This window comes from Allobosea sp. LC85 (assembly GCF_000735605.1).
GTDB lineage: Bacteria > Pseudomonadota > Alphaproteobacteria > Rhizobiales > Beijerinckiaceae > Allobosea.
In genome coordinates this window covers 98,343-119,855 of record NZ_JPKG01000044.1, presented here as the reverse complement: position 1 = coordinate 119,855, position 21,513 = coordinate 98,343, and the positions used below count along the sequence as shown (strand labels likewise).

Genomic DNA, 21,513 nt, shown 5'->3' with positions numbered 1-21,513 from the left:
TCACCCGCGGAACATCTGGCTCGTCGCCGACAGCATCTGGTCGGCGGCCGTTATGACCTTGGAATTCATCTCGTAGGCACGCTGAGCCGAGATCAGCGAGGACAGCTCGATGACGGCCTGCACATTGCCTTCCTCGAGCGAATACTGCTGGAGCGTGCCAAACCCTTCACCGCCACCGACGCCGTCGATCGCCTGGCCCGAGGCTGCCGTCTCGATGAAGAGATTGTCGCCCAGCGATTCAAGGCCGACCTTGTTGATGAAGCGGGCGAGCTGGATCTGTCCGATCTGCTGCGGCGCGGTCTGGCCGGGGAGCCTGACCTCGACCGTGCCCTGCGCATTGATGCTGACGCTGGTCGCATTGTTCGGGATCGTGATGCCTGGCTCGACCTGATAGCCGTCGCGGGTCACGAGCTGCCCCTGCGAATCGAGATCGAACGAACCGTCGCGGGAATAGGCGGTCCGTCCATCCGGCATGCGGATACGAAAGAAGCCCTCTCCCTTGACGGCGAGATCGTATTCCTTCTCGGTCGACGTCATGTTGCCCTGCGTCATCACGCGACCGGTCGAAACCGTCTTGACGCCCGAGCCGATGAAGGTCCCGGCCGGCACCTGCGTGTTCTGGTCGGAGGTGGCGGAACCGGCCCGACGGAAGTTCTCGTAGAGAAGATCCTGGAAGTGGACGCGCTGGCGCTTGTAGCCAGTGGTGCGCACGTTGGCGATGTTGTTGGAGATGACCTGGACGTTGAGTTCCTGGGCCATCATGCCGGTCGCGGCGGTCTGAAGGGCGCGCATGGTGCTGGCTCCTTTTCCTGTCAGGCCTGCTGGTCAGCGAGGCGCGTGATCGCCCGGCTGCGCAATTCGTCGGATTTGGACATCAGGTTCGCCATGCTCTGGTAGGAGCGCTGAACCTCCATCAACCGCGTCATCTCGATCACCGCCTTGACATTGGATGTCTCGACCGCGCCGGGCTCGAGGCGGGCCAACGGTCCGGCAGGCTGAGCAGGCGCGGTGGAGGCGAAGAGATTGGTGCCGTCGCTGCTCAGGGCAGCCGGATTGGCGAAACGCACCTGGCGAAGCTTGCCGCGCGTACCAAGATTGGTCGACACCGTGCCGTCGGCAGCGATGCTGGCGCCGGTTTCGGTATCGCCGAATTGGATCGGGCCGCCCTCGCCCAGGACCGGCTGACCACCCTGAGTAACGAGCTGGCCACGGCCGTTGATGGAGAGCGAACCGGCGCGCGTATAGCGCTCGCCCTGGGGCGTCTGCACCACCAGGAAATTGTCGCCGCGCAGCGCCACATCGAGCGGATTGCCGGTGCGCTCGATCACGCCCTGGGACAGATCGATAGGGGTGCCCCTGTCGATGACGTAGGACAGCTTGCGGTCCGGCGCTTTGAAACCCTCGGCGCTCGCCTTGGGCATGAGAAACTCATTGAAGCGCGCCGAACGCGCCTTGAAGCCGTTCGTGCCGACATTCGCGACGTTGTTGGCGATAACATCCAGCTCACGCGCCAGAGCCATCTGGCGCGACAGGCCGACGAGAAGCGCGTTCTCCACGGCGGTAACTCCCGATCATGTCCCGCGAAAGCCTCGACGCTCCCCAGCGCAGCCTTCGCAGATCAGTCATCGCAACCACCGTGCCAACGTGGTTAACTGCTATCATCACGTTGAAATAGAAGAGATATCGGCAATCCACGAAGGCGCGATCAGCTCGGCAAAGGCGCGATGCCGGGCAGAAACGACCCGGCAAAAACTGCCGTCCTTAACGAGACATTAACCCTGTTTCGGCAGATTTGCGGAAGCGAGCCGCCCAGAATGGAGCCGCGCTCCGGACCCGGGCAGACAGGTATGGCCAAGAAGAGCAAGAGCAGCGACGACGGGGCCGCAGAAGGCGCCGACACGCCGAAGGCGGGCAGGAAGAAGCTCGTGATGCTTGTCGGTGGCGTGGTGCTGCTGGCCGCTCTCGGCAGTGGTGGCTGGTATTTCCTGAAGAAGCCGTCGCCGGAACAGCTTGCAGCGGCGGAAGCAGCGAAGAATGTCAAGAAGCCGGCAACTTTCGTCGAAATGAAGGACATGATGATCGGCATATCGAGCGGCGGCCAGCAGGACCGCCAGCCGATCATGAAGATCAAGGTCGTGCTCGAAATCGCGGATGCCAAGGCCTCCGAGGAGATCAAGCCGCTATTGCCGCGTGTCGAGGATGCCTTTCAGGTTTTCATGCGCGAGCTGCGTCCGGCCGATCTCGACGGCTCCGCCGGAATCTACCGATTGAAGGAAGAGCTCCTGCGCCGCGTGAACGTCACCGTCTATCCAGCCAAGGTCGAAGCGGTGCTGTTCAAGGAACTGCTCGTCCAGTGAACCGGCACACGCGATCCCTGACCATCAGCCGAGCGTCCCATGGCCGATAGCGAACTCGAACAGACCGGCAGGCTTCCCAGGGACCAGCCGCTGACGCCGGAGAACATGGCGGCGGAATGGGCCACCATGCCCGACACCGTCGAGGAGGAAGGCGAGGCCGAAGGCGGTACAGACCGCCTGATGAGCCAAGACGAAATCGACACGATGCTCGGTTTCTCGGCTGGCGACGACAAGGACAGCCGCAACGGCATCCAGGCGATCGTCGAATCCGGCTCGGTATCCTATGAACGCCTGCCGATGCTCGAGATCATCTTCGAGCGTCTGGTTCGGCTGCTCTCGACCAGCTTGCGCAACTTCTTCACCGACAACGTCGAGGTGTCGCTCGAGAGCATCCGCTCTGTCCGCTTCGGCGACTATATCAACTCGATCTCGCTGCCCGCCATGCTCTCCGTCTTCAAGGCAGAGGAATGGGATAATTTTGGCCTGATCACGATCGAGTCCTCGCTGATCTACTCGGTGCTCGACACGATGCTCGGCGGCAAGCGCGGGCAGCCTGCCCCGCGAGTCGACGGACGCCCCTTCACGTCGATCGAGTTCAATCTGCTGAAGCGGGTCATCGCGCTGGTGCTGAGCGATGCCGAAGCCGCGTTCCAACCGCTCTCGCCGGTGAATTTCAAGGTCGACCGGATCGAGTCGAATCCGCGCTTCGTCTCGATCTCGCGCCCGGCCAACGCAGCGATCCGGGTCGAACTGCGCTTCGACATGGAAGGGCGCGGCGGCTCGCTGCACATCCTGCTGCCCTATGCGACGATCGAGCCGATCCGTGAACTGCTCCTCGAGAGCTTCATGGGTGAGAAGCTCGGCCGCGACCCGATCTGGGAAAACCACCTTGCAACCGAGGTCTGGCAGACCGACGTCGCGGTGAAATGCGTGCTGCACGAGACTCAGATGCCGCTGAAGCGCGTGATGAGGCTCGAGATCGGCGACACGCTGATGTTCGACGCGCGGCCGGATTCGGTGGTCTCGCTGCGCTGCGGCGACTTCATGGTCAGCGAGGGTCGGATCGGGCGCGTCGACGACAAGATCGCCGTCCAGGTCGTCAGCCCCCTGCGCCGCTCCAAGACGACGATCGCCGCCTTCGACAGCGCCACCAGCCATCTCGGCTCGCCGATCTGACGCCCGGGGACAACGCCATGACGATCACCCTCATCGCCGATGTGCTGGTCGCCAGCCTCCTCGTCGCCACCATCATCACCTGCTATGTCCTGTCCAAGCGAATCGAACGGCTCAAGGCGGATGAAAGCGCGATGCGACAGACCATCGGCGCCCTGATCTCCGCCACCGACACGGCCGAGCGCGCCATCGCCGGCCTGAAACTGACGCTTGGCGACTGTGACCGGACGCTGGCCGAACGGCTGCGCACGGCCGAGCGCTATGCCGCCGATCTCGCCGCCCAGGTCGAAGCCGGCCAGGGCGTCATGGAACGCATCGCCCAGATCGTCAGCGCCGCGACGCTGGTCGCGCCCAAGGCTGCAGATGCTGCACCCGAGGTCGCCGAAGAACCGACCATCTCGCGCCTGACGAATGCGGCGCAGGCCGCCGCCGCGATCCGCGCCCGTGCCGCCAAGAGGCTCGAGGGCCAGGCAGCGTGATCGAGAGGCCCCGCCTCATCCCGGCAGTGATCCTTGGCGCCATGGGCCTCCTGGCGCTGAAGCTGATCGCCTGGACGTCGGAGCCGTATCCCGCCAAGGGGACCGCCGGCGCGCAGGCCCTTTCGAAGCCCCTGCCTGCCGCGCAGCCTGCCAAGACGGAACCTGAGGTCTGGGGTCTCGCCAAGGTCATCGCGCGCGCACACGCCCCCGACACGTTCCTCGACCCCGAAACCACTGGCACGATCGAGAAGCCGAAGGCCAAGACGGAGGAAGAGGCGAAGGCCGAGGCCGCGCGTTCAGCCACCCCCAACAACAAGGCCGATGTCCTCAATGGCACCGCCCGAACCACCTCGCCTGCCGAGCGCGCGATACTGGAGCGCCTCGGCGAGCGGCGCGAGGAGATCGAGGCGCGCCTGCGCGAATTGGAGATGCGCGAGCGCCTGCTCGATACCGCGGAGAAAAAGCTCGACAGCCGCGTCGGCGACCTGAAGCAGCTTGAGGACAAGGTCGACGGCCCCAAGGCCAAGCAGGCCGAGGAAGAGAGCAAGGCGATCAAGAACCTCGTCATCATGTATGAGACCATGAAGCCAAAGGACGCCGCAAAGGTCTTCGACCGGCTGAGCCTCAGCGTCCTGGTTCCCGTCGTCCAGCAGATGAACCCGCGCAAGATGTCGGATGTCCTCGCGGCGATGTCCCCGGATGCCGCCGAGAAGCTCACTGTCGCCTTGGCGACGCCAGCGCGACCGCCCAGCCTCCCGCGTCTGGCCGCCGAAGCGGCCCCTCTGCCAGGCAACGAACTGCCGGCCGTCGCCCTGCCGCAGCGACGCTGACCTCCGGGGGGTCTTAACCCCCCATTATCCTTGACGCCTTACCGTCGGTGGCGCTCGGGCTGCCGCCTTGCGGTCGTGCCGGGCACTGGTGTCGCGTTGCGTGAGTGTACCGGTTTGCGTTTCCCGCGTTCTCTTGCCTTTGGTGTCGGACTGGCCGCGCTCGGCGTTGCCGCCAGCCTGTCCGCGCCCGCGCTCGGCGCCACGGCGACCTTGCAGGGCGCCGCCATGCCGCCCGGCTTCGGGCGCCTGTCGCTGACTTTCGACGAGCCGATGCCGGTGCGCGTGCGGGTCGCCAATGGCGTCCTGGTCGTCGCCTTCGGCGGCCCCGTGAAGATCGACGTCAACAAGATCGCCAAGCAACTCCCGGACTATGTCTCGATCGCGCGGATCGACCCCGACGGCCGCGGCATGCGCTTTGCCCTCGCCCGCCCCTACAAGGCGAACCTGATCGAGGCTGGCGACAAGGCCTTCATCGACCTGCTGCCGGAGACCTGGAAGGGCCTGATGCCCGGGCCTCCGCCCGAGGTCATCGCCGCCCTGGCCGAGCGCGTCCGGCTGGCGGAGGCCCGCGCCCGCGAGATCGATCGCCGTCCGCCGCCTGCACCCAAACCTCTCCTGCTGACCAGCGCCAAGCTGCCGACTTTGGAGCGGCTGATCTTCCAGGCGCCCGCCGACACCAAACTGGCGCATGAGCTTGTCGACGGCACGCTCAGGCTGACCTTCGACCAGTCGCTCACGGTTGAGCCGTCTGCGATCAGGTCAGCCTTGCCGGATCGGGTCGGGCTCGTCTCGACCGAGACCGGTGGGGAGAATACCCAGCTCGACTTTTCCCTCCCCAGGGATTGGCAGGCCCGCAGCTTCCGCGACGACGACCGCCTCGTCGTCGATCTGGTGCCGCCGGCCAAAGCCGGCGTGCTCAGCCTGACCGGCGTCCAGGCGAATGCCGCCGATCAGCCGGACAAACCGCCCGCCCCTGCCGTTAGGCCAGCAGCCGCAAGCGAGGCAGCGGCATCGCAGCAGGCCGCGCCGATCGCCAAGCCAGCCGCGGAACCCGCCGCGCCGGCCATCGACCCGACGCCTCAGCTTGTGAAAATCCAGCCGTCGACCGGCCCGGATGGCAGCCGCATCGATTTCCGCTTCCCGCGCCCGACCGGGGCTGCGGCCTTCGTCGATGCCGGTCTGGTGACCCTCGTCTTCGACACCCGCGACACGATCGACCCCGCGAGCTTTCGGCAGATGCTTCCGGAGCTGATCGAGGAGACCGTGGTCACTCGCGAGGGCAAAGCCACGCTCGTGCGGCTGCGCCTCTTCAACCAGCAACTGGTGCGCTTCACCGATGACGGCACCGGCTGGGCGCTCGGCTTCGGTGAACAGGCAGGCAAACCGACCAACCCTGTCGCCCCGACGCGCACGGTCGACGAGCGCGGTCAGACGATCCTTGCCGTTCCGCTGCCCGGCATGACCGGCGTGCACTGGATCGAGGGCGGGACCGCGGGCATGCCCATGGCTGTCGCAACAGCGCTGGGGCCAACGCGGGCCGTAACCAAGCCCTATCGCTTCGTCGAATTCGGGTTGATGCAGACCGCCCATGGCCTCGCCATCATGCCGCGCTCCGACGACATCGTCGTCCGCGCCGGCACCGAGCAAGCCCTGATCGGGCGCGCCGGCGGACTGACCGTAACCCTCGATCTTCCGCAGAGCGAAGAGGACAAGGCGAAGGCCCCAGTCGCAGCGCCCCCGCCCCTGCTCAGCCCGGAGCTCTGGGCGAAACTGCGCGTTGCCGCCGTCCGCGAACGTGCGCGCGACCTGCTGCGCGATGTCGCCGACGCCTCGCGCAGCCGCAAATCCGAAGCACGGCTGGCTCTCGCCCGCTTCTATGCCGCCAATGGGCTGATGCCGGAGGCCGCGGGGCCTCTCCAGGCGATGCTGGCCGACGACGCCGCGATGCGCGGCAATCGCGAGGCGCTGTTCCTCAAGGGCGTGATCGCGGCGAAGATGCATCGCAATCCCGAGGCTCTCGCTTCCTTCGAGGCCGGCCCGCTCAAGGAAGATGCCGAGGCTGGGCTCTGGCGCGCGCTTATCGAACAGAGGCTGGGGCGCCAGGCACAGGCGCTTGCCGGTTTCCGCCGCGCCGAGGCGACGCTCGATGGCTACCCGGATGATCTGCAGGTGCAGTTCCGCCCGGCGATGGCCCGCGCAGCCATGGCGATGCAGGATATGACGACGGCCGAGCGCCAGATCGAGCGGCTCTCCGAATTGCCGCGCGATCTCGTGGACAAGGAGGAGCTCGCACTCCTGCGCGCCATGCTCGATGACGTCAGCGGCCGCCCGGAGGCTGCACTGAACGGTTACAAGCCGCTATTCGAGGCCGCCAGCAGGCCGGTCGCGGCGGAGGCGCAACTGCGCGCCATCAGGCTGGTCCAGACTGAGAAGCGCCAGGACATTTCGCCGGACGAGGCGACCCGCAGGCTCGAGACGGTGTCGATCATCTGGCGTGGCGGCGAAATCGAGATCGAGGCTTTGTCCGAGCTCGGCAGGCTCTATACCGCGCAGCATCGCTGGCGTGACGCCTTCCAGATCGCGCGCCGCGCCAACAACAATTACCCCGACAATCCGCTGACGCGCCGCCTGCACGATGAAACCGCCCAGCGCTTCGCCGAACTCTTCAGCAACCGCGACGCAGCGCAGGAGCAATTGCCGCGCATCGAAGCGCTGGCGCTATTCTACGACTTCAAGGAATTCCTGCCGATCGGCCGGCGCGGCGACGAGATCGCCCGCCTTCTCGCCGACCGGCTGGTGGAGCTCGACCTGCTGGACCAGGCGAGCGAGATCCTGCGCTACCAGATGCAGGCCCGGCTGACCGGCGCCGCGCGATCGACGGTTGCCGCACGCCTTGCCATGATCGCGCTGATGAACGGCAAGCCAGCCGAAGCGCTGCATGCGATCTCCTCGACGCGGTTGATCGAACTGCCGGGTGACGTCAAGCGGGCGCGGCTCCTGCTCGAGGCGAAGGCCCTCTCCGACCTCTCGCGCACCGATCAGGCGCTCGAAATGCTCGAAATCGAACGTGGTCCAGAGGTCGACCGCCTGCGTTCGGACATTTACTGGACGGGACGCCGCTGGCGCGAGGCTGGCGAAGCGCATGAACGCATCCTGGGCGAAAGCTGGCGTGGCAACACGCTACTGAAGGAGCGCGAGCGCACCGACGTGATGCGCGCCGCGGTCTCCTATGTGATGTCGAACGAAGCACTGTCTCTCGACCGGCTGCGCACGAAATTCGCCGCCAAGATGGCCGAGAGCACAGATGCCCGCACCTTTGCCTTCGTGACCGGAGCCAACCGCGCCAATGCCGCCGATATCCGCGAGATGGCGCGCGCCGTTTCCGGTGCCGACAATCTGTCCGAGTTCATGAGGGCCTATCGCGAGCGCTATCCGGCCTATTCCACCTCTGTCCGCAGCCGGCCCAGACCCGAGCCCGAACAGGCGACACCACCCAGCTCTACCGGCGCCGAGGCGAGTCCGGGCGCCGCACCGGGCCGCGGTTGACCGCTAAAGCATCGGCCCGAAAAGTGGATTGCGGTTTTTGGGAAAGCCGATGCAAACACGGAAAGGTTAGATCATCGGACCGGATACCATATCCGGTCCGATGATCTACGTCCCGTAACTCTTGATCAGCGATCCCGTGACGAGGCCCCAACCGTCCACCAGAACGAAGAAGATCAGCTTGAACGGCAGGGCGACGGTCACCGGCGGCAACATCATCATGCCGACGGACATCAGGATCGAGGCGACGACGAGATCGATGATCAGGAATGGTACGAACAGCAGGAAACCGATCTCGAAGGCCCGGCGCAGCTCCGAGATCATGAACGCCGGCACGAGGATCTGGATCTGGACATCCTCCGGCTGCGTTGGGCGGGGTTCGCGCGACATCTCGATGAACAGCATCAGGTCCTTCTCGCGGACATGCTTGAGCATGAACGCCTTGAAGGGCACGACGCCCCGGTTATAGGCCTCCTGGGGCTGGATCTGCCCGGCAACCAGCGGCTCGACCGAGACGCGGTAGGCCTCGCGCAAGGTCGGCGCCATCACGAATCCGGTGAGGAACAGCGCCAACCCGACGATCACGGCGTTGGGTGGCGCAGTCTGCGTGCCGATGGCCGAGCGCAGCAGGGACAGCACGACCGCGATCCGCGTGAACGACGTCACCATGATCAGGATCGACGGCGCCAGGGAGAGCACCGTGATGACGGCGATGAGTTGCAGCGCCCGCTCGGCGACGCCCCCACCCTGTCCGAGATCAAGCGAAAGCGTTTGCGCCCGAGCCGGCTCGCAGAGCGCAAGCGCGACCATCGCACCGGCACAGGCGACGCGGCAGCCGCGATGCCATCTCGCATCCGTCAAGGTCAGGATCACGCAAAGCCGCCATCAGAGCCCGACTCAATCGATCGGGCGTGACGACGCTAGGGCGCCCATGTCCGCCGGGGCAACCAGGCCAGCGGCATCAGGATCGTCGCAGCCCGACAATCCTGTTGATCACGCCTGTTGATCACGCCCGTCCGGTCAGGACTTCGACTTCGGATCACGGCCCAGCAATCGCGCGAACTCGGCTTCGATCGCATCGACCGAGAACGGATCGATCTGAATGGGCTTCTCTTCCGGCTTCGATTCGGCCTTCGGCTCCTCGGCAGTGGGAACAGTGGGCGACTCGGCCTCTGGTTCGATCCCGGCCTCGGCCTCGGCAATCTCCGCCTCAGCCTCGGCATCGGCCTCGTCCTCGCTGACCTCCAGCGCGTCTTCTTCGTCCTTTGCCGACAGCCTGTCCCCGTGCTCGGCTGGTGTCAGGTCGGGATGCACGACCGGTGCGGGCTCCGGCGGCTTGGCAGTTTCCAGAGACTCGCGAAGGGGAGCGGGCTTCGGTTCAACGACAGGCGCCGGCGGCGTCACCACGTCCGAGGGCTTGGGCTTCAGGCCCAGGGCCATTTCGAGTTCGGCAGCAACATCGGCCGGCACGCCGACGGGGCGCCCGAAGACCGGGGGTGGGGCAGTCGGAACCGGAGCGAGAACCGGCGCGGCTGCTGCGGGCTTCGGCTCTTCAAGCTTGACTGGCGCAGGCGGTGCTACCGGCGGAACCTCCGGAACCGGGGTTGCCGGCGCCTGGGACGATCGCACAGCGGAATGCGGCCGCTTCAGCGCCTCCTCGAGCTGACGGGCCATATCGTCAAGCTCATCGGAACTCACGCTTGGCGCGGGGGCCTGGTTGCGCCCGAAATTCGGAGCCTGCGAGGCCACGATCGCGGCTCCTGCGGCAAGACCAGCCATGCCGGCCGCTGCAGTGCCTGACGGAGCCACAACCGGTTCAGCGCGCGGAACAGGCGCAGGTGTACGATGCGGAAGTGGCGGCAGGGTATCCGGCTGCGGGGCGGCCGCCGGCGGAGAGGCGCGACGCGTTTCCTCCTGCAGGTCGGCGCGAAGAGCCTCGAAACCGAGCGCTGGGTCGATCGCCAGAGGGCGTTCGAAGACCGGGGCCTCGGCCTGGGCCGGTACCGCGATCCGGCCGCTGCTGCTGCCGCGCACGATGTTGGTCTCGACCACCACGTCGGACGCGCCGCCGATCATCACCAGATGCTCGACATTGTCGCGTCGGATCAGCACGAGCTGTCGCTGCCGGTCGAGGTCATGAATATCGACCACCCCGAGGCGAGGTTGCCGGGCGCGGCCACCGCCCTGCCCTCCTATCCTGAGTCGCCCGCCGCTGATGCGCCGCAACAGGAAGGCGAAGAGCGCCACCAGAATCAGGACGATGGCGAATGCAATGATCCAGCGAAGGCCGGTCGAGAGTTCGAAGCCAAACAACGTCTGCAAGGTTTGCCTCATGTGCGACGGCGACAGCCCTTGGCGGACCGCAATTCCACCCAAGGTTCAACACGTTGGCTATAGCATAACGCCCGCAATTTCGGGAAACAGGGTTAGCACTTGGTTAATTTGGTTCACCGGATTCGTGGATTTTAACGCGGAATTAACCAAGCACCCGGCAATATTTTCCCAGTGGATCGACTGCCAGGACGGAATCGCAAGCCGGCTCCGACCACAGGCCTCCTCTGAGGAAACGGGACAAACTCCATGTCTGGCAATGCTTTAGGCACTGGCGGCAACCTGATGCAGGCGTTGAAGACGCGTATGCATTGGCACCAGTCCCGCCAAAAGGTGCTGTCTGAGAATGTCGCCAACGCCGACAGCCCCGGATTTCGTCCGATGGATCTCAAGGCACCGGCCATCGGCAGGGTTTCGTCCGGCGTCTCGCTGGCCCAGACCTCTGCCGGCCATATGGGCCCCTCCGGCCAGCGCAACGGATTCGATACCGCCAAGGCGCCCCGCTTCGAGGTCACCCCCAACGGCAACGGCGTCAATCTCGAGGACGAGATGATGAAGGTGGCCCAGAACCAATCCGACTATCAGCTTGCCGCTTCGCTCTACAGCAAGGGGCTCGGCCTGATGAAGATCGCGATCGGCAAGGGCCGCTAAGGCATCGGACGCAGGAGCAGAAGCCTCATGGATCTTCTCAAGAGCATCGCAGTGGCGACGTCGGGCCTGCGCAGCCAGTCAGGCCGCATGCGGATCATCGCCGAGAACCTGGCCAACGCCGATTCGGGGCCGGATCGCGCCGGCGTGGATCCCTACCGCCGCAAGATTCCGACGTTCCAGCGGCGGGTCGACCGCGAACTCGAAGCCCAGGTCGTCGATCTCGGCCGCGTCCAGCGCGACCAGAGCGCCTTTCGGACAAAATTCGAGCCCGGCAACCCCGCTGCGGACGCCACCGGCAATGTCAGCATGCCGAACGTCAACTCGCTGGTCGAGACCATGGACATGCGCGAAGCGCAGCGCAGCTACGAGGCCAATCTCAACCTGATCTCCTCCACGCGCCGGATGATCCAGCGCACCATCGACATCCTGCGCGTCTGACCGGCGCCAGCGGAACGGAATCTCGTACAATGGCCACATCCAGCTTCGCCGCCGGCGCTTATGCCTCGACGCAGGGTCTCGGCGCCGGCAACCTGATGCGCAAGCCGCTCGGTGCCGCCGCCGGCGCCAGTGCGGGCATGCCCGATTTCTCCTCGCTCATCGGCAAGGCGCTGGAAGCAACCGCCGATGCCGGCCGCAAGAGCGATATCCAGGCCGCGAGCGTGGCCGCCGGCCGCTCCGACATCGTCGATGTCGTCACGGCCGTCGCAGAAAGCGAAGCCGCAATCGAAACGCTGGTCGCGGTTCGCGACCGCGTGATTGCAGCGTATGAGGAAATCATGCGGATGCCGGTCTGATTCCCGGCTCGATCAGGACGCAACCATGACCTCTGGCGCCATCCTCGACGTCGCACGCGACGGCATCGTCGTCTTCCTCAAAGCCGGCGGCCCGCTGATGATGGTCGCGCTCGGGGTCGGCCTCGCCGTCTCGCTCGTCCAGGCGCTGACGCAGATTCAGGAGCAGACGCTGATCTTCGTCCCCAAGATCATTGCGGTCTTTGCGGCCATGATGCTGTTTCTGCCGTTCATGGGCGATGCGCTTGCGGGTTATATGGGGCGGGTCGCCGTCCGAATCGCCACGGGCGAATGAACCTTTCGCTGCCGCGACCGGCTCTGGGGCTGCCGCTGCGGCGTCCCGAGTGGCGCAGGGGCCCTGCCGGCACGATGCAGATCGCGATCCTGCCCGAGATCGGCGCACTCTTCGTGCTCGTCTTCGCGCGTGTCGGCACCCTCGTGATGCTGATGCCCGGCATCGGCGAACGCTTTATCTTCTCACGCGCCCGGCTGTCGCTGGCCTTCTTCATTGCGCTGATGATCGTACCGATGGCGCGCACGATCATCACTCCGCCCGGCGACATGCCGGCGCTCGTCGGCCTTCTCATCAGCGAACTCCTGATCGGATTGACCATCGGGCTCAGCGTGCGCCTTGTGATGGCCTGCCTGCAGAGCGCCGGTGCGATCGTGGCCCAGACCATGGGCCTGGGTTTCGCGATGACGGTCGATCCGACCGGAGGCATGCAGAACCCGTCGATCGGAAACTTTCTGACGATGCTCGGCATCACGCTGATCCTGGTTACCGACCTCCATCACGTCGCCATCGCGGCGATTCATGAAAGCTACCGGCTCTTGCCACCCGGCGGCTTTCCGGATGTGGGAGACATGATGACCCTGGCGATCCGTGCGGCGACGCAGGGCTTCGCCCTCGCCGTTCAGATTTCCGCGCCCTTCATCGTCTTCGGGCTGCTCTTCAATCTCGGGCTCGGCGTGCTGGCGCGGATGATGCCGCAGCTTCAGGTCTTCTTCCTCGCCGTGCCGGCCTCGATCCTCGGTGGCATGCTGGTGCTGCTCGCCGTCGTAGGCGTGATGATGGGCGTCTTCCTCGAGGATCTCGGCGGCTTCCTGCGCCAGTTCACCGGCAACTGAGGAGCGGCGATGTCAGAGGACGCCGACAACGAGGACAGGACGGAAGACCCGACCCAGCGAAAGCTGGACCAGGCGATCGAGAAGGGCGACATCGCCCGCTCGCAGGAGATCGGAACCTTCTTCGTCCTGTGCGGCTTCACGCTGGCGCTCCTGGTCGGAGCCGGCTGGTCGGCGAGCAGCGCGGCACTCTCCCTGCGCTCCTTCCTGATGAACGCGCATCAGGTGCCTTCCGGCGGCGAGGCCTTCTTCAACGTCACCAAACAGGGCGTGATGACGGGCTTCATGGCGCTCGGCCTGCCCTTCGCCTTCATCCTCTGTGCCGGGCTTGCGGGTGCGCTGATCCAGCACAAGCCACTCTGGACCTTCGAGCCGCTGATGCCGAAGTTCAGCCGCATCTCGTTGATGGGTGGGGCCAAGCGGCTCTTCGGCAAGGAGGCCTGGGTCAATTTTGCCAAGGGCCTCGCCAAGATCGTTCTGATCGGTACCGTCGTCGGCCTGACGCTCTGGAAGGAACACGATCGGCTCGAGAGCTTCGCACAGATGAGCGTCGCCGCGATGCTGCCGGCGACGCTGTCGCTGACGATCAAGCTGATGGCGAGCGTGCTCGCCCTCTTTGCGGTGATCGCGATCGGCGACTTCGTCTATCAGCGCTTCAGCTGGTACCAGCGTCAGCGCATGACCAAGCAGGAGCTGAAGGAGGAGTTCAAGAACTCCGAAGGCAACCCCGAGGTCAAGGCGAAGCTGCGCCAGATTCGCGCGCAGCGGGTCAGGAAACGCATGATGGCCGCGGTGCCGAAGGCGACCGTGATCATCACCAACCCGACTCACTTCGCCGTCGCGCTGCAATACGAGCAGGGCATGGGCGCTCCGCTCTGTCTCGCCAAGGGTGTCGATGCGCTCGCCCTGAAGATCCGCGAGGTCGCGGGGGAGCATCGCGTGCCGATCGTCGAGAACCCGCCTCTGGCCCGCGCGCTCTATGCAACGGTCGATATCGACGAAGAAATTCCTGTCGAACACTATCAGGCCGTGGCCGAAGTCATCGGTTACGTCTTGCGCCTGAAGGGTCGGCGCGCCTAACTCGCAATCTGCGCGACCTGCGCGCTGAGCCCCTCGCCGGCGGCGAGGAGGCGTGAAACGGGACGGACCAGCCGCATGAGCGGAACCACGGCGACAACCGCGATCGATCGCTCCGACAAGCCGGGCCGTATTGGCCTGATCCTGCTTGTCGCCGGCTTGCTCGTCGGAGCCGCGATCGCGCTTGGCTTCATCGCCAATGAATGGTCGCAGCCGCTGATCCTGGGCCTGCTGGCCCTGCTTTCGGTGATCGGCGTCTTCGGTCTCTTCGCCTTCTCCATCGGCCTCGTTCAGTTTTCGGGCCGCGCGGCGCGTAACGACCTGACCAAGGCCATCGTCGACAGCGCCGATGATGGCGTCGTCGTCACCGAGGGCGAGAACCGCATCGTCTACGCCAACGAAACCTATCTGGCGCTCGCCGGAGCCCGCGGGGCCAGCGACATCAAGCCCGTCGAGCGCCTGTTTACCGGCCGCCCGGAGGTGTCGGAAGCGATTTACCGTTTGGCGACCGCTGCACGCGAAGGCCGCCGGCTGGCGGAGGAAGTCCGGCTCGAGCCCGCGTTGAATGGTCGCGACACGGTCGGCTGGTATCGGATCCGCGTTTCCCCCGTGCGTCGCGAGGGCAAGCCCGCCATGCTCTGGAGCGTCTCCGACGTGACACCCGAGCGGGAGCGCCAGGAGAACGCCTTCCAGGAACTCCAGCACGCGATCGACTATCTCGACCACGCTCCGGCCGGCTTCCTCTCGATCGACGCTGACGGCGAAGTGCCCTATCTCAACGCCACGCTCTCAGGCTGGCTCGACTACGACCTCGCCCGTTTCGGCTCGGGCGGACTGCATCTCGACGACATCGCAACCTCGAACGCAGCCGCCCTGATCCAGGCCATTCGCGGTCAGCCCGGCGATGTCCGCGTCGAGGTTCTCGATGTCGATCTGCGCCGGCGCAATGGCACGACCCTGCCGGTCAGGCTGCACCATCAGGTCGCCTTCGGCAGCGACAGCCGCGCGGGCCCCTCACGCACCCTCGTGCTCAACAGGACGGCGGGTGAAGCCGGCTCCGACGGCAACAGCGATGCCGAAGTGCGCTTTGCGCGCTTCTTCCACTCGACGCCGATGGCCATCGCCACCGTTGACCGCAACGGCGCGATCCTGCGCTCGAACGCCGCGTTCGCCCGGCTGACGCAGCATGGCCGCCAGCCGGCGACGATCCAGGACCTCGTCGCCCCGAGCAGCCTTGACGAGGCGCTCGCGGCAACAATGGCCGGCAGCAGCGATATCGCCCCGCTCGACGCCAATCTCTCGGGCGAGGACGGGCGCTCCGCCAGACTCTATCTCTCGCCGGTCGCAGCGGCCGAGGACGGCGATGGCGAGCGCGCCATCGTCTATGCGCTGGAGACCACGTCCGAGCGCAAGCTCAAGGACAATATCGACCAGGCCCAGAAGATGCAGGCCGTCGGCCAACTCGCCGGCGGCATCGCGCACGATTTCAACAACGTCCTCCAGGTCATCATCAACGCGTCCGAGTTCCTGCTCGCCAGCCACAAGCCGACCGATCCGTCCTTTCCGGACATCATGCAGATCAAGCAGAACGCCTACCGGGCAGCCTCGCTGGTCCGGCAGTTGCTCGCCTTCTCGCGCCGCCAGACGCTGCGCCCGCAGGTCCTCGAGCTCGGCGATGTGCTCTCCGATCTCTCGCTTATGCTGAAGCGTGTCGTCGCCGACAAGGTCTCGCTCGACATTCGCCAGGGCCGCGACCTCTGGTCGGTCAAGGCCGATCTCGGTCAGCTCGAACAGGTCATCGTCAATCTCGCGGTCAATGCGCGCGATGCCATGCAGGACGGCGGCAAGTTGCAGGTCCGCACGCGCAATGTCGCAGCGGAGGAATGCGCCGGCTTCGGCCACCAGGCCCTGCCTGCCGCCGACTATGTGATGCTCGAGGTCGAGGACAGCGGCACCGGCATCCCGGCCGAGCATCTCGACAAGATCTTCGAGCCCTTCTTCACCACCAAGGAGGTCGGCAAGGGCACGGGCCTCGGCCTCTCCATGGTCTATGGCATCGTCAAGCAGACCGGCGGCTTCGTCTTCGTCGATTCGACCCTCGGCAAGGGCACGACCTTCCGCATTTTCCTGCCGCGTCATGTGCCGACCGAAGAGGAGATCGCCGCCGATAACGCCGCCAAGGAGGCGCCCAAGAAGGTCGCAGCCGATCATACCGGCGCCGGCGTCATCCTTCTGGTCGAGGACGAGGACGCGGTGCGTGCGCTCAATGCCCGCATGCTGATCTCGCGCGGCTATACCGTGCACGAGGCGGCCTCGGGCGTGGAGGCTCTCGATATCTTCCTCAAGCACGACGGCAAGATCGATCTCGTCGTCTCCGACGTGGTCATGCCCGAGATGGACGGGCCGACCCTCCTTGGTGAGTTGCGTCAGCGCAACCCGGCCACCAAGGTCGTCTTCGTCTCCGGCTACGCGGAGGAAGCGTTCCGCAAGAACCTGCCGGAAGGCGAGCAGTTCCACTTCCTGCCCAAGCCCTTCACGATGAAGCAGCTGGTCGAGACGGTGAAGGCCGCGATGAGCTGAGACGCGGGACTGCGCCGGCAACGGAGGAGCAGCGTCCACGAACGAAGCGGGCAGCGCAATGTCAGACGGGAATTCACGCAGGTATCTGGTCCTGTTTTTCGCCCAGACCCTGTGTGCGATCGTTGTGCTTTACAATGTACGGGCCGCCTTTCGCCTGCTGCTCGACAATCTGGGAACGGTCATCGCCACCTCTACCGGCAGCGCCGTGCAGATCGTGCTGGCGACCCTGATCGGCCAGGCGTGCTACTGGTGGCGCCAGCGCCATGTGACCATCCCCGGCACCTACAGCAGTCTGGTGATCGGCCATTTCTTCTCCTTCGCCGCAAGGATCGGCTTCGTCTTCGGCGGAGCGCTGTTCTCGCTCTACTATCTGCGGCACGTCCCGGAACTTGATCTCGGCTATCTCGATCTGAGCTGGCGTAGCGCGCTCCTGCTTGCCATCCTCTTCGCGCTCTACTGCTACACGCTGGAACTGGAGCGGCTCGGCAACGCCATGCAGATCCGGGCCATGCAGCCGAAAGACGACCATCGGATTTGAACAGATAGGGGAAGGCCACGAACGAGAACAAAAAAAGAACTTGAAGGCAAGAACAAACCGTGACCATATTTGCTCACGGCGCACATTGAGAAGTGATCGCGCCCCTGCCATAAGGAGCGCACGTTGTGAATCAGGCAAATCTCCGGCTCGTGGAAGGCTCTTCGATGGACAAGGCCAAGGCGCTCGATGCGGCGCTCTCGCAGATCGAACGGGCTTTCGGCAAGGGCTCGATCATGCGCCTGGGCAAGAACCAGCAGGCGATCGAGATCGAGACCATCTCGACCGGCTCGCTCGGGCTCGATATCGCGCTCGGCGTCGGCGGGCTCCCCAGGGGCCGCGTCATCGAGATTTACGGACCTGAGTCCTCCGGCAAGACCACGCTCGCGCTCCACACCATTGCCGAGGCTCAGAAGAAGGGCGGCGTTTGCGCATTCGTCGATGCCGAACACGCACTCGACCCGGTCTATGCCCGCAAGCTGGGCGTCAATCTTGACGACCTCCTGATCTCGCAGCCCGATACCGGCGAGCAGGCGCTCGAGATCACCGACACCCTGGTTCGCTCCGGCGCCATCGATGTGCTGGTGGTCGACTCCGTTGCGGCCCTCACGCCCCGCGCCGAGATCGAAGGCGAAATGGGCGATGTCCAGCCCGGCCTCCAGGCACGCCTAATGAGCCAGGCCTTGCGCAAGCTTACGGCGTCGATCTCGCGCTCGAACTGCATGGTCATCTTCATCAACCAGATCCGCATGAAGATCGGCGTGATGTATGGCTCGCCCGAAACCACGACCGGCGGCAATGCCCTGAAATTCTACGCCTCGGTGCGCCTCGACATTCGCCGCGTCTCGACGCTGAAGGAGCGCGACGAGGCCACCGGCAACCAGGTCCGTGTCAAGGTCGTCAAGAACAAGGTGGCGCCGCCCTTCAAGCAGGTCGAGTTCGACATCATGTTCGGCGAGGGCATCTCGAAGGTCGGCGAACTGATCGACCTCGGCGTCAAGGCCGGCATGGTCGAGAAGGCCGGAGCCTGGTTTTCCTTCGACAGCCAGCGCCTTGGCCAGGGCCGCGAGAACGCCAAATCCTTCCTCAGGGCTAATCCGGACGTCGCGGCGCGCATCGAGGCCACGATCCGGCAGAATTCCGGGCTCGTTGCCGATCGCATCCTCGATGAGGCCACGCCGACCGACGATGATCTCGACGAGGGCGATGCCTGAGCCTCGTCTGCGCGCCAGCGGCAGGGTATTTTCGCCGGGCGGCCTTTCGGGGCCGCCCGTTTCTTTTATGCGCCAAGGCCTTGTCACGGGATTTCTGGACAGGCGCAAAGCCGCTGACTAGAACCGATCCCCACGAGCAGGCCCGCCCGGCCACCCATCCTGAAGCAGAGTTCGAATTGCGATGAGCGGCGTCAACGAGATCAGGTCCACCTTCCTCGATTATTTCAAGGCGAACGGCCATGAGGTGGTGCCGTCGAGCCCGCTCGTGCCACGCAACGACCCGACGCTGATGTTCGCCAATTCAGGGATGGTCCAGTTCAAGAACGTCTTCACCGGGCAGGAAAAGCGCTCCTATCAGCGCGCCACGACCGCACAGAAATGCGTGCGCGCCGGTGGCAAGCACAATGATCTCGACAATGTCGGCTACACCGCACGCCACCACACCTTCTTCGAGATGCTGGGGAACTTCTCCTTCGGCGACTATTTCAAGGAGCAGGCGATCACCCACGCCTGGACGCTGGTCACGCGCGAGTTCGGCCTGCCGAAGGAAAAGCTGACCGTCACAGTCTATTCCGAGGATGACGAGGCGCACGCGCTCTGGAAGAAGATCGCCGGCCTTTCGGATTCGAAGATCATTCGGATTCCGACCTCGGACAATTTCTGGCGCATGGGCGATACCGGCCCCTGCGGCCCCTGCTCCGAGATCTTCTACGATCATGGCGACCATATCCCCGGCGGCCCTCCCGGCTCGCCCGATGAGGACGGCGACCGCTTCATCGAGATCTGGAACCTCGTCTTCATGCAGTATGAGGAGGCCGCAGGCGGCATCCGCACCAATCTGCCGCATCCCTCGATCGACACCGGCATGGGGTTGGAGCGTGTCGCCGCCGTGCTTCAGGGCACGCATGACAATTACGAGATCGATCTCTTCGCGACCCTGATCCGCGCCATCGCGGACATGACATCGGTCTCGTCGGACGGGCCGATGAAGGCGAGCCACCGTGTCATCGCCGACCACCTGCGCTGCTCTGCCTTCCTGATCGCCGACGGTGTTCTGCCCTCGAACGAAGGCCGCGGCTATGTCCTGCGCCGCATCATGCGTCGCGGCATGCGTCATGCCCAGTTGCTGGGCGCCAAGGAACCGTTGCTTCACCGGCTCGTGCCGGCCCTGGCCCGCGAAATGGGCCAAGCCTATCCCGAACTGCTGCGTGCAGAGGCCCTGATCACCGAGACGCTGAAGCTCGAGGAGAGCCGTTTCCGCACCACGCTGGCGCGCGGCCTCTCGATCCTGGACGATGCCGCCAAGGATCTCGGCGCCGGCCAGAAGCTAAAGGGCGACGTCGCCTTCACGCTTTATGATACCTATGGCTTCCCGCTCGACCTGACCCAGGATGCGCTCCGCGCCCGTGACATCGGCGTCGATCTCGACGGTTTTGACGCGGCGATGCAGCAGCAGAAGGCGAAGGCGCGCGCCGCCTGGTCCGGCACCGGCGAGGCAGCGACGGAAAAGCTCTGGTTCCCGCTGCGTGACCGCGTCGGCGCCACCGAATTCCTCGGCTACGACACGGAGACGGCCGAGGGCGTCGTCACCGCGCTGATCCGCGACAATGCGGAAGTCGAGAGCCTGAAGGCCGGCGAGACAGGTTTTGTCGTGCTCAACCAGACCCCGTTCTATGGCGAATCCGGTGGCCAGGTTGGCGACACCGGCATGATCACCGGGGCGGGCTTTGCAGCACAGGTTTCGGATGTGCAGAAGAAACTCGGCGATATCTTCGCCCACGCGGTCAAGGTCACCTCGGGCGAAATCAAGCTCGGCGTGCCGGCCGAGCTTACGGTCGATCACACTCGCCGGAGCACCATTCGCGCCAACCACTCCGCAACCCACCTGCTGCATGAGGCGCTCCGGCTCGTCCTTGGCGACCATGTCGCCCAGAAGGGCTCGCTGGTTTCGCCCGAGCGGCTACGCTTCGACTTCTCACACCCCAAGCCGATCTCCGAGGCCGAGCTGGCTCAGGTCGAGGATATCGCCAACGCCGCGGTGCTGCGGAACGAACCGGTGGCGACGCATCTGATGAGCGTCGACGAGGCCATCGCCTCGGGTGCGCGCGCATTGTTCGGTGAAAAATACGGCGACGAGGTCCGTGTCGTCTCGATGGGCACAACCGAGGCCGGCAAGGCCTTCTCGGTCGAACTCTGCGGCGGCACCCATGTTTCTCGCACCGGCGATATCGGCATCGTCAGCATCGCCGGCGAAAGCGCAGTCGCAGCCGGCGTGCGCCGTCTCGAGGCGGTGACGGGCATGGAAGCCCGACGCCAGCTCAACACCGATGCCAGGCGTCTGCGCGACCTTGCGGGCCTGCTCAAGGTTCCAGCGGCCGAGGCCGAGGCACGCCTCGCCGCCCTGGTCGAGGAACGCCGCAAGCTTGACCGCGAACTCACCGAGGCGCGCAAGAAGCTCGCCATGGGCGGCGGCGGCGCTGCCGAGGATCCGATCCGCGAGATATCGGGCGCCAAGCTGCTGGCCCGCGCCGTCACCGGCGTCGAGATGAAGGATCTGAAGAGCCTCGCCGACGAAGCCAAGTCCCGCGTCGGTTCGGGCGTCGTCGCCATTGTCGGTGTTGCGGAAGACGGCAAGGCCGGTGTCGTCGTCGGTGTTACCGAGGATCTGACTTCGCGCTTCGACGCGGTGGCGCTGGTGCGCGCCGCCTCCGAGCAGCTGGGCGGCAAGGGCGGTGGCGGGCGCCGCGACATGGCGCAGGCCGGTGGTCCCGACGGAGCCAAGGCGCAGGCTGCGCTCGACGCCGTCGCAGCCGCAATGAGCTGACCG

At 65.3% G+C, this 21,513-nt stretch carries 19 protein-coding genes; 15 read left to right on the top strand and 4 right to left on the bottom strand.

The genetic code is table 11. The features are described from left to right. The gene (flgG, locus tag FG93_RS20435; RefSeq protein ID WP_043237687.1) at window positions 1–792 is read right to left on the bottom strand and encodes a flagellar basal-body rod protein FlgG; all 792 of its coding nucleotides are present in this window, start codon (window positions 790–792) and stop codon (window positions 1–3) included. A gap of 20 nt (window positions 793–812) precedes the next feature. Next, the gene (flgF, locus tag FG93_RS20430) at window positions 813–1,556 is read right to left on the bottom strand and encodes a flagellar basal-body rod protein FlgF (protein WP_043237683.1); all 744 of its coding nucleotides are present in this window, start codon (window positions 1,554–1,556) and stop codon (window positions 813–815) included. A gap of 291 nt (window positions 1,557–1,847) precedes the next feature. Here flgF and FG93_RS20425 point away from each other — a divergent pair, with 291 nt between their 5' ends. The 5 genes from FG93_RS20425 (at window position 1,848) to FG93_RS20405 (ending at window position 8,385) form a co-directional block, all read left to right on the top strand. Beyond that, on the top strand, window positions 1,848–2,357 hold the full coding sequence (locus tag FG93_RS20425) for a flagellar basal body-associated FliL family protein (RefSeq protein WP_043237680.1): 510 nt from the start codon (window positions 1,848–1,850) through the stop codon (window positions 2,355–2,357). Between the two features lie 39 nt (window positions 2,358–2,396). Then, a complete protein-coding gene (fliM, locus tag FG93_RS20420) occupies window positions 2,397–3,533 on the top strand; it encodes a flagellar motor switch protein FliM (RefSeq protein WP_052513983.1) in 1,137 nt (378 codons plus the stop codon). Window positions 3,534–3,550: 17 nt separating this feature from the next. Next, the gene (locus FG93_RS20415) at window positions 3,551–4,009 is read left to right on the top strand and encodes a DUF6468 domain-containing protein (protein ID WP_043237677.1); all 459 of its coding nucleotides are present in this window, start codon (window positions 3,551–3,553) and stop codon (window positions 4,007–4,009) included. Beyond that, entirely contained in the window at window positions 4,006–4,839 is an 834-nt protein-coding gene (locus FG93_RS20410; RefSeq protein WP_081881676.1) for a MotE family protein, read from the top strand. Before FG93_RS20415 ends, FG93_RS20410 begins: the two co-directional genes overlap by 4 nt. Before the next feature lie 114 nt (window positions 4,840–4,953). Continuing rightward, window positions 4,954–8,385, top strand: a complete 3,432-nt coding sequence (locus FG93_RS20405) for a hypothetical protein (RefSeq protein ID WP_052513981.1) — start codon at window positions 4,954–4,956, stop codon at window positions 8,383–8,385. Between the two features lie 105 nt (window positions 8,386–8,490). Here the strand turns inward: FG93_RS20405 and fliP are convergent, their stop codons facing one another. Together fliP and FG93_RS31330 are read right to left on the bottom strand one after the other, a co-directional pair. After that, window positions 8,491–9,192 carry a flagellar type III secretion system pore protein FliP gene (gene fliP, locus FG93_RS20400; protein ID WP_052513990.1) on the bottom strand — a complete coding sequence of 234 codons (702 nt, stop codon included), beginning with the start codon at window positions 9,190–9,192 and terminating at the stop codon, window positions 8,491–8,493. Window positions 9,193–9,402: 210 nt separating this feature from the next. Beyond that, entirely contained in the window at window positions 9,403–10,704 is a 1,302-nt protein-coding gene (locus tag FG93_RS31330) for a flagellar biosynthetic protein FliO (protein ID WP_161783854.1), read from the bottom strand. Window positions 10,705–10,962: 258 nt separating this feature from the next. Here FG93_RS31330 and flgB point away from each other — a divergent pair, with 258 nt between their 5' ends. From flgB to alaS, 10 genes are all read left to right on the top strand, one after another. Continuing rightward, window positions 10,963–11,364 (top strand): flagellar basal body rod protein FlgB, encoded by a 402-nt coding sequence (flgB, locus tag FG93_RS20390; protein WP_043237673.1) that lies wholly within the window; start codon window positions 10,963–10,965, stop codon window positions 11,362–11,364. Window positions 11,365–11,391: 27 nt separating this feature from the next. Then, window positions 11,392–11,802, top strand: a complete 411-nt coding sequence (flgC, locus tag FG93_RS20385) for a flagellar basal body rod protein FlgC (protein WP_043237671.1) — start codon at window positions 11,392–11,394, stop codon at window positions 11,800–11,802. A gap of 29 nt (window positions 11,803–11,831) precedes the next feature. After that, window positions 11,832–12,158: a flagellar hook-basal body complex protein FliE gene (locus FG93_RS20380; protein WP_043237668.1), complete on the top strand. Its 327-nt coding sequence runs from the start codon at window positions 11,832–11,834 to the stop codon at window positions 12,156–12,158. Window positions 12,159–12,183: 25 nt separating this feature from the next. Further along, a complete protein-coding gene (gene fliQ / locus FG93_RS20375; RefSeq protein WP_043237665.1) occupies window positions 12,184–12,450 on the top strand; it encodes a flagellar biosynthesis protein FliQ in 267 nt (88 codons plus the stop codon). Window positions 12,451–12,524: 74 nt separating this feature from the next. Continuing rightward, window positions 12,525–13,283 carry a flagellar biosynthetic protein FliR gene (gene fliR, locus FG93_RS20370; protein ID WP_043237772.1) on the top strand — a complete coding sequence of 253 codons (759 nt, stop codon included), beginning with the start codon at window positions 12,525–12,527 and terminating at the stop codon, window positions 13,281–13,283. A gap of 9 nt (window positions 13,284–13,292) precedes the next feature. After that, window positions 13,293–14,360 (top strand): flagellar biosynthesis protein FlhB, encoded by a 1,068-nt coding sequence (flhB, locus tag FG93_RS20365; protein ID WP_043237662.1) that lies wholly within the window; start codon window positions 13,293–13,295, stop codon window positions 14,358–14,360. Between the two features lie 75 nt (window positions 14,361–14,435). Then, a complete protein-coding gene (gene cckA / locus FG93_RS20360) occupies window positions 14,436–16,937 on the top strand; it encodes a cell cycle histidine kinase CckA (protein WP_043237658.1) in 2,502 nt (833 codons plus the stop codon). A 58-nt stretch (window positions 16,938–16,995) separates the two neighbouring features. Beyond that, complete coding sequence (locus FG93_RS20355; RefSeq protein ID WP_152579533.1) at window positions 16,996–17,475, top strand: hypothetical protein; 480 nt, start codon at window positions 16,996–16,998, stop codon at window positions 17,473–17,475. 164 nt (window positions 17,476–17,639) lie between these two features. Continuing rightward, window positions 17,640–18,686 carry a recombinase RecA gene (gene recA, locus FG93_RS20350; RefSeq protein WP_152579532.1) on the top strand — a complete coding sequence of 349 codons (1,047 nt, stop codon included), beginning with the start codon at window positions 17,640–17,642 and terminating at the stop codon, window positions 18,684–18,686. A 181-nt stretch (window positions 18,687–18,867) separates the two neighbouring features. Further along, window positions 18,868–21,510 (top strand): alanine--tRNA ligase, encoded by a 2,643-nt coding sequence (alaS, locus tag FG93_RS20345; protein WP_043237651.1) that lies wholly within the window; start codon window positions 18,868–18,870, stop codon window positions 21,508–21,510. Window positions 21,511–21,513 lie beyond the last annotated feature (3 nt).

Coding starts and splice junctions, on each gene's coding strand:
- flgG (WP_043237687.1), bottom strand. CDS start 792: ATGCGCGCCCTTCAGACCGCCGCGACCGGCATGATGGCCCAGGAACTC.
- FG93_RS20425 (WP_043237680.1), top strand. CDS start 1,848: ATGGCCAAGAAGAGCAAGAGCAGCGACGACGGGGCCGCAGAAGGCGCC.
- fliM (WP_052513983.1), top strand. CDS start 2,397: ATGGCCGATAGCGAACTCGAACAGACCGGCAGGCTTCCCAGGGACCAG.
- FG93_RS20415 (WP_043237677.1), top strand. CDS start 3,551: ATGACGATCACCCTCATCGCCGATGTGCTGGTCGCCAGCCTCCTCGTC.
- fliP (WP_052513990.1), bottom strand. CDS start 9,192: ATGGTCGCGCTTGCGCTCTGCGAGCCGGCTCGGGCGCAAACGCTTTCG.
- flgB (WP_043237673.1), top strand. CDS start 10,963: ATGTCTGGCAATGCTTTAGGCACTGGCGGCAACCTGATGCAGGCGTTG.
- flgC (WP_043237671.1), top strand. CDS start 11,392: ATGGATCTTCTCAAGAGCATCGCAGTGGCGACGTCGGGCCTGCGCAGC.
- FG93_RS20380 (WP_043237668.1), top strand. CDS start 11,832: ATGGCCACATCCAGCTTCGCCGCCGGCGCTTATGCCTCGACGCAGGGT.
- fliQ (WP_043237665.1), top strand. CDS start 12,184: ATGACCTCTGGCGCCATCCTCGACGTCGCACGCGACGGCATCGTCGTC.
- fliR (WP_043237772.1), top strand. CDS start 12,525: ATGCAGATCGCGATCCTGCCCGAGATCGGCGCACTCTTCGTGCTCGTC.
- flhB (WP_043237662.1), top strand. CDS start 13,293: ATGTCAGAGGACGCCGACAACGAGGACAGGACGGAAGACCCGACCCAG.
- cckA (WP_043237658.1), top strand. CDS start 14,436: ATGAGCGGAACCACGGCGACAACCGCGATCGATCGCTCCGACAAGCCG.
- FG93_RS20355 (WP_152579533.1), top strand. CDS start 16,996: ATGTCAGACGGGAATTCACGCAGGTATCTGGTCCTGTTTTTCGCCCAG.
- recA (WP_152579532.1), top strand. CDS start 17,640: ATGGACAAGGCCAAGGCGCTCGATGCGGCGCTCTCGCAGATCGAACGG.
- alaS (WP_043237651.1), top strand. CDS start 18,868: ATGAGCGGCGTCAACGAGATCAGGTCCACCTTCCTCGATTATTTCAAG.